The following is a 14,508-nucleotide window of genomic DNA, read 5'->3' as shown; positions in this document are numbered from 1 at the left end:
GTTTATTTTGTCCCCGCCTTATTATAAAAGAAAAAAAGCCATATCACCAGCGCTTTAGCGATGATATGGCGGCAATTTGTTAGCTGATCAACTTATTGGTTGTAAGGGGTATCTGTAGGAACCCCTGCTGGAGCGGCTGCCGGACGAGCCTGGCTACGTCCAACCAGTCCAGCCAGTGCACCAATACCGGCGCCCAGGCCAATCTGAACCGCCAGGGCTATAATCAAGCCGATAATAAAGGCGGCAATTGTAGCGCTCTGCAACGCCGCAGCCGATTGATGGGTCTGAGCAGCAGCCCTATTAATAGAGTCCTGTATGTTAGCAGCGCCAACAGTGTAGAGGCTAATAATACCCCAGATCAGGCCAATGATGCCACCAACCAGACCGGCAGCCAGGCCTGCAATTGTAGCGGCCGATACTCTGCCAGTCTGACGTGCAACCAGGAATCCAACCGCACACAGACCAACCAGCCAGACCAACCAGCCGATAATGCTAAAGAAGCCAAGTTTAGTAAAAGTATCCAAAAGACTGCAAATAACGCCAACGACGCCAATACCGGCGCCATAGATAGCGCCCTGACGAAACGCAAACTTCCCTGTACCAGGCTGATTTACAACAGGTTCCATTGTTGTAGCTCCTATCACTAAAATAAAAATACCGTCACAAATTTTGTAGATAAAGATCGATTAGAATGCTAAATGTATTTAGCACCTTATAACTAATTATAACACGTAAGATTGATAAAAATAGATTCTATTCTTTTGGTTTTTTTCTTAAATACACTTCATTTCTAAGCATTTTCTTAACTTTGAGTCAATGCTTGATTCCACTACTATCATTAGGGATAAGTTGTTCATTCATACTTGAACGATAAAAGGCCCATGCCCTCTTTATTCATAGAGATCACTCCAGTATTACGATTACTTGCGTATACTGAAATGGAAAAACACTTAGCAAAGTATTTCGTGAGGAGGGAGAGGTTCATTATGCGCATTCTCTTTGTGACGCCCTATATTCCATCATCAAGCTGCATACGCTCATTTAATTTAATTAAGGCGCTTTCAAAAGAACATGATATCTCTCTTGTTTCCTGGCTGGTAGATCAACATGAATTAAAACTGGTAAAAGAGATCGAGAATTATTGTACCTCGATCGATCTGGTAACCCATTCGCGGCGCCAGGCTTACACCAATTGTCTACGCGCCCTTGTGGCAGAGTTGGCCTTTACGCGTGAGCGTATGCCTTTACAGTTGGCCTACTATCAATCTGACATATTTGTGCGTTGTCTCAAAGAAGTTATTCGGCGACAGAGGATTGAGCTGATCCATGGCGAGCAGATGAGGATGGTACCCAGCCTCAAGGCGCTGCGTAAAGAGAGCAAGCTGCCCATAGTTTATGATGCCGTTGATTGCTCCTCGTGGCCTCTGGAACATACGATGGATCTGTCAGGACATCCATTGAAGAGGCTGTTTATTGCCAGTGAGTTGCGGAAGATGCGCGACACTGAACAGCATGGCTTAAAGCATTTTGATCAGCTAGTAACCACGAATGCAGCGGACAGAGATCGGCTGAGACAATTGTTAGGACCTACATACAAAGTCGCAGCGATAAGCAACGGCGTGGATGTCGATTATTTTACACGTCAGATGCCCCATAGTACGACCTGTTCTCTTGTCTTCTATGCTGAACTTGACTCTTTTCCTAATACTCAGGCGCTATTGTATTTCCGTGAACATATTTTGCCTCTCGTCTGGCAGGAGAAGCCAGAGACGACATTAACGATTGTGGGCGCTAATCCACCACCAGCCGTGAAGGCGCTGGAGTCGGATCCAAGGATTGTGGTTACCAGCGATGTGGCCGATGTACGGCCGTATCTGGAAAATGCGACGGTGGCGCTGGCACCTTTTCTCGTAGCGACTGATATCCAGTTCAATATACTGGTAGCAATGGCTATGGCGCTTCCTCTTGTCACGACCACGCGCTGTAGCCAGGCGTTACGCGCCATACCTGGCCGCCACCTGATGGCCGTCGAAGGTCCCTATGCCTATGCTGAAGCGATTTTGACGCTACTCAATTATCCTTATCTGACTCGCACCCTGGGAGGGCGCGGCCGGCAATTTGTGGTGGATCACTATAGTTGGACCAGCACCAGCAGGACACTTAATCAGCTCTATCACCTCATATCTGATATTACTCCTTATCCAGCAATTGAAACACCATTACCTTTTCCACATAATCCACACACAGAACAGACACGCAAAGTATGAGGCGCTCTATCATAGCGGACAACAAACATACAGAAAAGAGGAGTCCCATGGGAACCGGGCAACATGTACGAGCACTACTCAAACGTTGGAAATTGATCCTCCTGTGTACCCTGGTGCTGGGATCAGGAGCATATCTGGGCAGTGAACTGATTGTGCCCAGGTATCAGGCGACAGCAATCATTGAGATCATGACCCATCCAGAACATAGCTCAATGGATATCAATACTGTGCTGGCCAGTGGCCAGCTGGTACAGACACAGGCACAGCTGGCTATCAGCTTACCTGTACTACGCGAGGTCGCCTCCCATTATCCGGACATGACCATCGAGCGGCTGGCCACCGATATCAGCGTCAATCCTAAAGCAGGCACACAGCTTTTCTCTATTGATGTGCTTGATCAAGATCCCTGGCGGGCGGCGGCGCTCGCGAATGATGTGGCGACAACCTTAATCAAGCAGCAAATTGAACTGATCCAACAGAATAAATCTATCTCACAAAAACAGATTCAGCAGGACATCAAGCAGACACGACAACAGATCGACGTAACCGAGAAGCAACGTTCCCGGCTCCAGGGGACACCAAAAAGCGATTTTGATGTGCGCGCACTGGACGCAAAGGCAGAGGATTTACATCTCCATTATAATCAACTGCAATTATTACTGACGCAATTAGAGTTAGCTGAAGCCCAGGGAAATACGCTGCTACGTATCGCCCAATCCGCCCAGCCCGCCACCAGTCCTGTTCAGCCTGATATAACGGTGAACACCGCTTTAGGATCGCTCCTTGGCTTGTTGGTTGGTTTGCTACTGGCCCAACTCTTTGAACTGCTCGATCCCAGGATCCGTTCTGAGGAAGCCTTGATGCGACTGGTAGATTGGCCGGTGCTGGCCACCATCTGGCGTGAGAAGCAGAAAAACAGCAAAAAGCACGCGGGTAAGAACAATGAACTGCTTCTACCAGAAGAGCATAGCGCCAATATCGAAGCATATCGGCTGCTACGTACCAACATCAGCCTGATCCAGACGCATAAGCCACTGCGCTCAATTTTGCTGATCAGTGCCACGCCCCAGGACGGGAAGAGCACGGTTGCGGCCAACCTGGCAATTTTCATAGCGAAGGCGGGCAAAAAGACATTACTGATCGATGCCGATCTGCGTCGGCCAACCCAGACACGAAAGTTCCAACTAACAGGCGAACGTAAAGGCTTAAGTAGTGCCATTCAATACTGCTCGCAGGAATATCTTATCGCCTCTTCAACCCGTCCCACACACGAACAGGTACGGACAAATTTAAGCTTGCCACTCACTGATTATGTCTATACGACGGATATTCCTGCCCTCTCCATCATGCCAGCAGGTCCCTTGCCGGCCAATCCACCAGATGTCCTGGACTCACAGGCAATGAATCTCGTACTGGCCAATCTGGAGGCCAGTGACTTTGAGATGATCATTTTTGATACACCCCCCTTGCATGGCCTGGCCGACACCACCATTCTATTAGCGAAAGTCGATAGTGTCTTGATCGTGCTCGACATCACTAAAACACACAAAAAGAACTTGAAACGTATGCAAACGCTATTAGAGCAATATGGCAACCAGATTCTGGGTTGCGTCATCAACAAACAAAAATATAATCCAAAAGAAGTTCCTTATAGCTATTACCGCAATCAACCCGTTACGAAAGATGATCGCAGCACCAGCGTACTTCCAGAACAGGAAAAAGCCGATACGAAACGGAAGAAGTCCTATGCAGAAGTTATTGTTACTACGAATACATCCAGAGCAGCCGGCGTAAAAGGAGTGACGGCAGACAAACAGATCGCGGAACAGGATACACTACCAGTCATGGCGACGGGTGATCAGCAACAGGAAGGCTATCTGACCCTTGAGGATGGCATACACCTCTACTATAAGGTCATCGGCAATCGACCAGAGACGCTTATTATTCCAGCGGCTAGCTGGTTGGCCGCTGACCTGGAGGCGCTGGCGAAAGAATATACGCTGATCTTTTATGATCAACGTGGACGTGGCAGGTCCGCTGCGCTGATAGATACGTCCAAAATTGGTATGCAACATGATGTCAGTGACCTTGAAGCGATCCGCCGCCACTTTAAGGTGACCACCTGTTCACTGCTAGGCTGGTCGTATCTGGGTGGAACCACCGCGCTCTATAGCATGCAGCATCCTAAGCGTGTGCAATGCCTGATCCTGGTAGCACCAATGGCCGTGCGCTATGGTGAATATGCCGACGATAGACAGCTTGATCCTGATAAGCGCCTGGACCCTAAAGCAATTCAGCGCTTAAAAGAGATGCTGGACGCAGGTATGGACAAAAAGGAGCCCGGTACATACAACAGAGAATACATCAAAGCGACGCGCTTACCCAGACAGATGGGGAAACCCGCAGCCCTGGCACAGATGAAAAGCGATCCCTGGGTATCATCTAATGAGTGGCCGGAGGCCCTTTCAAACTACTTTGATCAATTCGCCGCATCCATGGGCGAATGGGACTGGCGCAGCATGGCAACCACACTTGAAGTACCAACGCTGATCATACACGGCGCCGAAGATCTGCTTCCTCTGGCAGCATCAAAAGAGTGGGCCGAGACCTTACCCAATAGTCAGTTACTGATTATCCCTGGCGTAGGTCATTATCCCTGGCTTGAAAGTCCTGAGATTTTTCTGCCCGCGATTGCCAACTTTATCAGAGCAACCTCTTCCCAAAAAGTAGTGCCAGTACAAAAAGTAGCAATCCAGCAGAGGCGACGTAGTAAGGGATAATAAGTACTTTTATCATTATCCATTGAAATAATGCACAAAGCATGCTATAACAGAACAGTTCTGAATACCAGGAATGAATAGAAGAGCCATTGGGAAAGGATGCACCATGACGTCACAGGACCTAACTCGCCTGATTGATTTTCATAGCCACTATTATGATGAGGGCTGGCTCCCAATACCAGTTCCACAAGGGACAAACGGCGCTGCTCGCGCCTGGCCTTTGTTGACCAATATCGAAGCACAACTGGCGGCAATGGATGTTGCGGGCATCGACGCCAAAGTTATTAGCGCCCCTGCCAGCACGATAGTGTCACCGGTAGAACAACTGCCATTGATTCTGATGGAGCGTATCAACGATCAAATAGCCAGCCTGGTGGCTCGCTATCCCGATCGCTTATCCGGGCTGGCCACCATCGATGCCTTCCAGGGCAAGGCGGCGGCCCGTGAAGTTGTACGTGCAATAAAATCATTGCATCTGAGCGGGATCTGCGTAGATTGTTCGCAGGGAGGGCGCTATCTGGACGCGATCGAGGCCCGGCCAGTATTAGAAAGCGCCGCCGAGCTTGGCATCGCCGTCTTTGTGCACGCAGTTAGTCCAGCGGGCCTGACCGAACGGCTCTCCCATCTGGGTCATACAGGCACACTTCTGGCCCGAGGTACCGAAAACGCCGCCAGCATCCTCTCGCTCTTAAGTAGTGGTACCCTGGACAAATATCCAACCCTTAGAATTGTCTTGCCAATGATTGGTATCGCATCTCTCTTCTTCTCAGGCATCGCAGAGCAAGAATATCGCCACACAGATAGCTGGAAAGGCTCAAGTCCTGCCAGCCTCCGAAAAAATCTCTATATCGACACTATGGGCTTCGACATTCCCACCCTACGCTTCGCCATTGATCTGCTCGGTCATGAGCATGTGCTTATCGGTAGTGACTGGCCAATTATGCCCATCACCACGCGCCGCCGTGTCGATGAACTCCTGGCAACGCTCAATTTAACCGAGGAGCAAAAAGCCGCCATTCTCAGTAAAAATACAGAACGCCTGCTCACCCCGCTAACAGAACAATAAGCGCCATTCTCATTTTTCTGCTGGCTGGATAAAACGCGTATAGATGCCTGTCCATCCTACTGTACACAACACATTCTTAGCGGGATCGTAGGTCATATCACCTTGCTTCTGTAAATGCAATTGGGTTGGCGTGGGCAATCGTGCCAGCAACGCTTTAGCAGGCACCCTGGACGATGGATACCCAAATACCTGGAAAACCTTCGTGGGCTGATCACACACCTTCTGTAATCCTGTCATCACAGTCGCTTGATGCTGATGAATGGTCTGGATCGCCTGGGTCTCATCGGGTAGCGGCAAAAACCAGATGATACTTAACGCGCAAAGCACAATCAGAGAACAAATAAGACGCCAGCGGTAACGCCGCATTTGATGAATAGACTTAAATAGAGCCAGGCGCTGGCGAACCATAAAGCGGTCTAATTCATCAGGAGAGCGCAAGCCTTTTGCACCCGACGGAGAGGTAAAGCCACGAAATAGATATTTCATTGCACTAATCCCCATTAAGTTGCCGGATAAACCTGGAGGTTGTGGAAAGTACAGTGGACGCTTTCAGGCAATGGTCATGATTAGAAGTACGTTGATCTACATTAATAATAATATAAAAAGCTCTAGAATGGTAGCTTTCGGATGGATAGGAGTGTTGTCTTTAGCATAAACACAAGCACAAATTTATGTTAAGTCAGCGTATACTATAATGAAATCTATGGGGTGCTCTATTCTAGTTGAGCGTGTGGATGACTCCCTCTTTCGTTGGTGAGCATACAACCAGCCGCACGCGGGCGCTAAAGCGCCCATGCTTTTTTGTTTAATGTGGTGTGCAATTGTGGGCAAAGCCTACAATTGCACACCACATTAAACACAGTGTTTGCCAGACTTTTTTTGTATAAAGATGCGTATTAAGCATGGTTGCGCAGAAATTCATAAGGGATAATTGATACCATAAAAAAAGAGGAAGATGATAGTTATGAAAAAAGTTTCTGGAATCATGATGCTACTAGGGGTCTGGATACTGGCTGTCTTTTTTAGTGGGTGTTCGACAGATCTGGGTGCGAGCAACAACGGGAAACAGACTCAGCCATCGACCCCCAGGAGTTCTTATACACTGCAGCAGGTGGTGCAAAAGAGCTCGGATGCGATGAAAAATTTGAAATCTGCGCATATTGAGCTGGCCTCTGAAAGCAATAATCAATTGAGTAGCGGAAAATCTGTCAGTACCATCAAAGGTTCCGGTGATCAGATGCAACCAGATCAACAGCAGTTGAGTTTGACCTTGAATTCCTTTGAGCAGACGATTCCAATTACAGAGATCATTAAAGGCGATAAAGTCTATATTCAAAATCCTGAGAAGAAATGGTTTGTGACCAGTACCAAGACCTACACCAGTATGGGCGCCAATCCCTTTGCAGGTGTGACATTTGATCCACAGGATCTGTTACTGGCCCTGTCACATATCACGATTCAGGATCATGATTTAGAGGCGGTTAATGGCCAGAATATGCGACATATAACGGCGACGCTGGATAAAGAGGCGTTAAAACAAATATTAACTGGTTCCTCACAATTGCAGCAAATCCAGGGGCAGCAATATATCCTGGCTTTACTCAATAGTGCGAATAATTTTCAATCCAGCATAGATATCTGGATCGATGAAACAAACTTTTATATTCACCGAGGCCAGCTTAAGATTCATCTACAGACGGGCACAAATACATCAACGCCAACCAATACAGACACCACACCACCCATACCAGGAACCAACGCCACGATTACGGCCATGGATTTAAACACGACGCTCGATTGGAGCAAGTTTAACGAACCTGTAACCATTACCACTCCTGCGGATGCGACACCAGTTGACAATCCAGAAACAATTTTCAACACCGCCCGCCCTTAACATGCAAAGGGGACAGGACCAGTGCCTGATCAAAGCCACAAGGTCGCACAGAGATCCTGAGTCGATAGGAGTTGCTAATCGCTCTTGATTTCGCCGCGTTCAAGCTGGCTTTGAATCAGTCTGGCGTAGAATCCACCCGCCTTCAAGAGGTCGTAATGGGTCCCGCATTCAATAATCCTCCCCTGGTCCAGTACCAGGATCTGATGGGCATTGCGAATGGTGCTTAAGCGATGAGCAATAATGATCTGTGTACAGGTAAACTTGCGGAGATTGTGCTCAACGACGGCTTCCGTCACGACATCCAGACTACTGGTAGCTTCGTCCAGCAACAGAATGGCGGGCGCGGTCGCGATAGCCCGTGCTAATGCGATACGCTGACGCTGACCACCGGAGAGGGCACTTCCACCCTCAGAGACAAAGGTCTCATACTCCATTGGCATCTGCATCACATCATCATGCAGGGACGCGATCTGGGCGGCCTTAATAACGCGCTCCATGGTCATAGTAGGATCATTAAAGGCGATATTTTGCCGCACCGAACCGCTAAAAATATTGGCCTCTTGCATGACCACGCCAAACTGAGCACGCACCAACTGATAATTCATGGTGCTGAGCGGAATATTGTCATAATAGATCTCACCACTGGTTGGCAAATAGAGTCCTAACATCAACTTCCCCAGCGTCGTTTTACCAGATCCGGATTTACCAACCAGCGCAATCTTCTGACCGGCCGCGATATTGACATAGACATGCTTTAAAATAGGAGCCGAATGCGGATCATACTGGAACGAGACATTCTCCAGCCGCACATTACCCAGCAGGCGCGGCGGTGCTGTAACGGCAGTAACATCCTGTTCCGGTGAAGCATCCATCACATCCGAGATGCGCTCCAGATGCGCCTGGATATATTGCAATGTCTGGGTACTACTGATCAGGGACGAAAGTGGCGTCAGGAAGGCGATCGCCAGTGCATTCAGGGCCAGCATAGTACCAGGGAGCATGCTGCCATTCAAGACCTGCAGGGTTCCAACCCAGAGCAGGAGAAATGGTGCCAGCGAGGACAACGATCCCATTCCCGTAGAGATCAGTGAGGAGATATAGGTGCGTCTGGTCGCCACGTTCATCTGCTCAAAAAAGAAATTGGACCAGGTGGTTCTGGCGCGCTGCTCAGCGCCTGCGGCCTTAAGTGACACAATCCCTTTGAGAACTTCTGAGAAGTACCCCTGCGCTTTGCCATTGGCAATCAGTTCGCGACGTACCAGATCGCGGACAGGACGTGAGGTGCCAAGTAATAGAACGGCCTGAAATGATCCAATCAGGAGCACCACGCCAGCGAGAAATGGCGAGGCCAGCAGAAGGATCAGAAAGTAGACCAGTACAAAGACGCCATCCAGGGCCGTTGAGATCAACTGGTTGCCGATGGCATCGCGGATCACCAGATTGCTACTCAGGCGTGCGATCAGGTCACCACTGGAGCGCTGCTGGAAAAAACGGAGTGGAAGCGTTAATAAGTGATCAAAGAAATGCAGCATCATCTCCATATCCAGGCGAGCTTGTAGATAGGAGAGGACGGTTGCACGCAATAAGGTCGTAACTGTCTGCGATACGATGATTAAGAGCAGGCCAACACTGACCAGAGTCAGGCCGTCATTCAGATGAGCAGGAATTATCTGATCAACCACAACCGCAGTGAAAATAGGCACCACCAGACCAAATACCTGTAACAAGAAAGATGCCAGCATGATTTGTCCCATGACGGCCGGGGCCAGACGCAAATAACGCCGCGCATAAGAACCAAGGTTTATATTCTGGGCACGAGAATGCTCAGGAGAAAACGCTAGTCCTGGCTCCAGCATAATCACGATACCGGTGAAACTACGATCAAACTCCTCGGCAGTAACACTACGCCGGCCAAGGGCCGGATCCACCAGTTGCACCTTTTTGGGTGACCACTTCTCAACAATCAAAAAGTGATTAAACTCCCAGTGCACAATCGCGGGGAGCATGATATGGCGAAAATTATTCTCCTCTAAAGAGATCGCCTTTACCTCCATGCCAAGGGCACGAGCAGATTTCATCAGGGCCAGCGCATTCAAACCATCGCGTCCAACGCCACAAAACTCGCGCATCTCAGTCACCGTCGTCCTGCGACCATAATAACTTAAAATCATAGCCAGACAGGCAGCCCCACACTCCACCGCTTCCATCTGCTGCAAAGAAGGCACACGATACGTATGCTTATGTTTCCTGACGTTAGCTGACTGTGTAGCGAATTTTGGGGTAGGAGGAACAGCATGACGTACAGGTTCCTCCTGCAAGGATACCGTCTGCGTAAGCAACGCATCCTCACGGTGGGAGACTAAATCGCGCACCTCAGGACTAATTGGATGATCCGGTTGGGTATCGCCCTGTAAATCCGCTAGATAAGCCTGGCGACGTTTTCCACTTAGCCGGATGGTAGCCTCCCCATCACCTGGTTTATTCTCCACTACGTATCCTCCACCAGCTGGCTAATCCCGGGTAGCAAGGCAAACATGGGACGAGATCCTATCTGCAACCTGACATCTATACTGCTACCGGCAAAAGCTTGCAACGAAATTTGCGGCATCGACCTGATCTTGATCACCAACGAGGGTTCTCTGATTACTCCCCAGGCGCTACTCCCTAGATTGAAGTGCTGACGCGCCGTGGCTGGCGTCATCACGTCAGTTCCCACATGTTCAATTGTAGTCGTAAAGGTTGGACCATTACTGCCCACATGAACCTGTACTGATTGCCCGGCCCGCACATGCCGCGATTGGCCCGCTGGCAAAAAAATGTAGAGGCCCTCAACGGTCTGGCCACTCATCTGCCCCAGTACAATTCCCGACGCAGCAGTAAATGTGGGAATACGCCCGAACCACGAAACAACCACCGCAGCCAATAGAACCGCAAGCATCGCCCACAAATAGCCTACCAGACGCAAAGAGATAAGGCGAGGCACAACCACAGTCTGACCTTGCTGCGCATAATGCGCTAACGCACGCTCACGATAAGGAGGAAGACCCGACATAGCATCATACCTTCTTGAAGAAATTACCACACCACTATACAAACATCACATCCAGCCAGCAAACGCAGAAATCGGCATTTTTTGAGCGAATAATATGCCAATACGTTAATACTATTCTGCGGGAATGTCAATCGAAATACATAAATATATCCACCTTTCCTCACCCGCATCACCAGCCTTTTTTTCTCGTGCACCCGGATAAAATTCCAGCGAAAAAAAATAGGCTCAGCTTAAGAAAATGAGTGGGAGGCCGAACATAATTAGTGGTGAAGTAGACGACAAGAAAAAAAGATAATGGCAGGACATGAGCAGTTCTAGCCATACTTTTTAGCGCTACTATCACTTCAATAGCCTGGCTACCTTTAGCTAATCTATTGAGAATGTGTCGATTACGAATAGTGATTGTTCAGCTCTCTATACTCATGAACTGAACCTTAAGGAGGATTTTCACAATGACCAAGGCAGATTCAACCAATATTGATACGTACTTAAAAGGTGTAAAATTTCCAGCACAACGTGAAGAGCTTGTTAATCATGCCCGCAAACAAGGCGCCAATGAGCAGGTATGTCGTCAATTAAGCCAGTTACCTAATGTACATTATCGTTCAATCAATGAAGTAAACCGTGACCTGGCCCAGGGTAGCAATCCTGGTCAGTCTGGCCGCAATTAACTTACCCGATGGGCAGATAGTGTATCAATGCATCCATTTTTAACGCTATCTGCCCATCTTCTTCCAGCGCGGCCTCATGAAAATTGCTATTTTTGCCTCTCAGCTTCCCTCCCATTCTTTTATGAAATTTTCATGTCAAAAAAGCCTCTAGATTGTAACCTCAGGCGACATTTTTGTGTTCTCCCTGGTAGAGATCAAAAATAATGGCTATAATATAATCCGCAGAGATGGATTATTGCCAATTTTTGCAATAATACCGGATCATTCTATCCAAGGGAGGATTCATCCTTATGATTCATGAGCAACGTCAAGCTCTCGATGAAATGATTGTTAAAATGCGCTCTGGTCGCCTGACACGCCGTAGCTTTATGCAGCGTGCAGCCGTCATTGGCCTGAGCAGCTCAGCAGCAGTTTCGTTACTGGAAGCCTGTGGAGGTAGTTCAAACAGTACTGGTGGAAATGGAGCTTCAACCAATATTGTTTGGCAGAGTGATAACGATACTACAAACACTTATAAAGGTATAGTTGATAAATTCAATAGTACTATTGGTAAGCAAAAAGGTATCCACGTCACCTGGCTGCAAGGACCAACACAAACACAGGACATGTTGACCAAATACAACAATATGTTCCGTGCTCGTAGCCATAGTAACGATATTATCTCTATCGATATTGTGTATCCAGCCCAGTTTGCGGAGCAGCAGTGGACGGTGCCGATCGATGAAAGCAAATGGCCAGCCAGTGAGCGGGCAAAATATTTGCAGGGACCAATCAAAGGTTGTACCTACAATGGCAAGCTGTGGGCAGTTCCATTCCGTACTGACCTTGGTCTGCTCTACTACCGTAAGGATCTCGTGCCAACAGCACCAGATACCTGGGACGGTCTGACCAAGGCGGCACAGGGTGTTTCGCCTTCGAAGGCAAAGTACGGCTATGTATGGCAGGCTTCCCAGTATGAAGGCCTGGTCTGTAATTTTGTTGAGGTACTCTATGGCTTTGGCGGCTCCGTACTGGATGCCAATGATGCCACGAAAGTTACCGTTAATAGCCCTCAGGCCTTGCAAGCTCTGACCTTAATGACCAGCTGGGTTGGTGGTATTTCCCCATCTGCTATCACCACCTACACCGAGGATCTGTCACTGGCAGCCTGGGAGCAGGGGAACGCAGCCTTCATGCGTAACTGGCCATATGCCTATGTAAAGAGCAATAACCCACAGGAATCCAAGATTCCTAATAAGTTTGATATTGCGCCTATGCCCCATGGTGGTTCGGAAACCGCTGGCCACTCGGCTATCGGTGGATGGAATATCGCCATCAATGCTTACTCACAGCAGCAGGACGCCAGCTGGGAGTTCGTCAAATACACGCTCACCCCTGAGTCTCAGAAAGCGGGTGCAATTGGTGCCAGCTACACCGTCACACTGCAAAGCATCTATGATGACAAAGACGTACTGGCCAAGGTACCTCTCTTTGGCAAGCTGAAACCGATTCTGCAAGACGCCCTGCCTCGTCCAGTGTCACCAAAGTATGTTGATGTCTCGGATGCCATCCAGCGCAACGTCTATAAGGCATTGAAAAAGGAATCAACCCCTGCCGATGCTTTAAAGCAGCTTGAAGCTGACCTGAAAAAAGTCGTCACATCCAAATAGTGTTCCCGACCTGCTGGTAATGCTTGCATAGCATTACCAGCAGGTTTATCAGTCCAATACAAACTTCTAAGCGCAGACTAAAGATAGCAGGCACTTATTATCGATGATGTTCTACGGCCTCTATTATCTTTTTTGAAGTAAAGCGAAAGAGAATCATGGCAACACAACAAGCTGAAATAAGCACAAAGAAAACACCAACGCCACGAGGGCGTAACAAAGATGGCAGTGGAATTTTGCCATATGTGCTGGTGCTTCCAACGATTTTGCTTATCGTGGTGGTCGCAATCTATCCAATGTTGGATTCGCTGCGCATCAGTCTCCTCAATAACCCATTTCTGCCCTCACCAAGTATTGTCGGCCTGGACAACTATACCAGAGTCCTTTCCGATCCCGTCTTCCAAAATTCAATTTTGAATACGGTCATTTTCACCGTTGTGAGTGTGGCACTCGAAACCGTCTTTGGTCTGGGAATCGCATTACTGATCAACAAAACTTTTCCTGGCCGTGGTCTGGTTCGTGCAGCTATTCTGGTGCCGTGGGCCTTCCCAACCGTCGTGTCAGCCCAGATGTGGTTCCTGATGTACAATGATCAGACAGGTATCATTACCTTCTTTCTCCAGTGGATCCATCTACTCAAACCCGGCGACACGCTGATTGGAAGTCCAAGTGGTGTCATTATTGCCGCACTGATCACCGACGTCTGGAAAACCACGCCCTTTATGGCTCTGCTGATCTTGGCTGGCTTACAGGTTATTCCTGACGAACTCTATGAAGCAGCCGGTGTAGATGGGAGCACCCGTTGGCAATCCTTCTGGAGTATTACCCTGCCATTACTCCGGGATTCCATAATCATCGCATTGATGTTCCGTACCCTGGATGCGCTGCGCGTCTTTGACCTGTTCTATGTGTTCGGTAAACGCTCAGTTGAATCCATGTCAACCTATGCTAACTACTTTATGTTTGGTGGCACGACTGGCGATTTCACGCCCGGTGTGGCGGCTGCGGTCATTGTCTTCATCTTTGGTATTATCATCAGTCTGATTTATGTCTCACTGATGGGCAATAACCTGAAACGGTTGAATTAAAGATGTTTACATGCAAGAAAAACATACTTTTAGCAGAAGGAAAA

The 14,508-nt window shown here is 48.5% G+C and carries 11 protein-coding genes; 7 read left to right on the top strand and 4 right to left on the bottom strand.

Features of this window, described 5'->3' with window-relative positions; translation table 11 throughout:
• Positions 1-92: 92 nt before the first annotated feature.
• Positions 93-626, bottom strand: a complete 534-nt coding sequence (locus tag EL633_RS31065) for a hypothetical protein (RefSeq protein WP_126631097.1) — start codon at positions 624-626, stop codon at positions 93-95.
• 360 nt (positions 627-986) lie between these two features.
• On the opposite strand from EL633_RS31065, the gene EL633_RS31060 reads away from it, so the two are divergent.
• The 3 genes from EL633_RS31060 (at position 987) to EL633_RS31050 (ending at position 6,113) form a co-directional block, all read left to right on the top strand.
• A complete protein-coding gene (locus EL633_RS31060) occupies positions 987-2,267 on the top strand; it encodes a glycosyltransferase (RefSeq protein ID WP_161982588.1) in 1,281 nt (426 codons plus the stop codon).
• Between the two features lie 47 nt (positions 2,268-2,314).
• Positions 2,315-5,047 carry an alpha/beta fold hydrolase gene (locus EL633_RS31055; RefSeq protein WP_161982586.1) on the top strand — a complete coding sequence of 911 codons (2,733 nt, stop codon included), beginning with the start codon at positions 2,315-2,317 and terminating at the stop codon, positions 5,045-5,047.
• A 106-nt stretch (positions 5,048-5,153) separates the two neighbouring features.
• Complete coding sequence (locus EL633_RS31050; protein ID WP_161982585.1) at positions 5,154-6,113, top strand: amidohydrolase family protein; 960 nt, start codon at positions 5,154-5,156, stop codon at positions 6,111-6,113.
• Positions 6,114-6,122: 9 nt separating this feature from the next.
• Here the strand turns inward: EL633_RS31050 and EL633_RS31045 are convergent, their stop codons facing one another.
• Positions 6,123-6,599 (bottom strand): hypothetical protein, encoded by a 477-nt coding sequence (locus tag EL633_RS31045; RefSeq protein ID WP_126631093.1) that lies wholly within the window; start codon positions 6,597-6,599, stop codon positions 6,123-6,125.
• 478 nt (positions 6,600-7,077) lie between these two features.
• Between EL633_RS31045 and EL633_RS31040 the strand changes: the two genes are divergently transcribed.
• Positions 7,078-8,007, top strand: coding sequence for a DUF6612 family protein (locus EL633_RS31040; protein WP_161982584.1), 930 nt, complete (start codon positions 7,078-7,080; stop codon positions 8,005-8,007).
• A 74-nt stretch (positions 8,008-8,081) separates the two neighbouring features.
• On the opposite strand, the gene EL633_RS31035 is transcribed toward EL633_RS31040, so the two are convergent.
• Entirely contained in the window at positions 8,082-10,496 is a 2,415-nt protein-coding gene (locus EL633_RS31035; RefSeq protein ID WP_218027618.1) for a peptidase domain-containing ABC transporter, read from the bottom strand.
• Positions 10,496-11,059 carry a hypothetical protein gene (locus EL633_RS31030; protein WP_126631091.1) on the bottom strand — a complete coding sequence of 188 codons (564 nt, stop codon included), beginning with the start codon at positions 11,057-11,059 and terminating at the stop codon, positions 10,496-10,498. Before EL633_RS31030 ends, EL633_RS31035 begins: the two co-directional genes overlap by 1 nt.
• A gap of 452 nt (positions 11,060-11,511) precedes the next feature.
• Here EL633_RS31030 and EL633_RS31025 point away from each other — a divergent pair, with 452 nt between their 5' ends.
• The 3 genes from EL633_RS31025 to EL633_RS31015 all read left to right on the top strand — a co-directional run bounded on the left by EL633_RS31025 (position 11,512) and on the right by EL633_RS31015 (position 14,464).
• Positions 11,512-11,730 carry a DUF2795 domain-containing protein gene (locus tag EL633_RS31025; RefSeq protein WP_126631090.1) on the top strand — a complete coding sequence of 73 codons (219 nt, stop codon included), beginning with the start codon at positions 11,512-11,514 and terminating at the stop codon, positions 11,728-11,730.
• Positions 11,731-12,020: 290 nt separating this feature from the next.
• Complete coding sequence (locus EL633_RS31020; RefSeq protein ID WP_126631089.1) at positions 12,021-13,379, top strand: ABC transporter substrate-binding protein; 1,359 nt, start codon at positions 12,021-12,023, stop codon at positions 13,377-13,379.
• A 155-nt stretch (positions 13,380-13,534) separates the two neighbouring features.
• A complete protein-coding gene (locus tag EL633_RS31015; RefSeq protein WP_126631088.1) occupies positions 13,535-14,464 on the top strand; it encodes a carbohydrate ABC transporter permease in 930 nt (309 codons plus the stop codon).
• Positions 14,465-14,508: the final 44 nt, after the last annotated feature.

Source organism: Dictyobacter alpinus, from assembly GCF_003967575.1.
GTDB classification, from domain to species: domain Bacteria; phylum Chloroflexota; class Ktedonobacteria; order Ktedonobacterales; family Ktedonobacteraceae; genus Dictyobacter; species Dictyobacter alpinus.
Note: the sequence above shows the minus strand (reverse complement) of the source record. Positions and strands in the feature narration are given on the sequence as shown.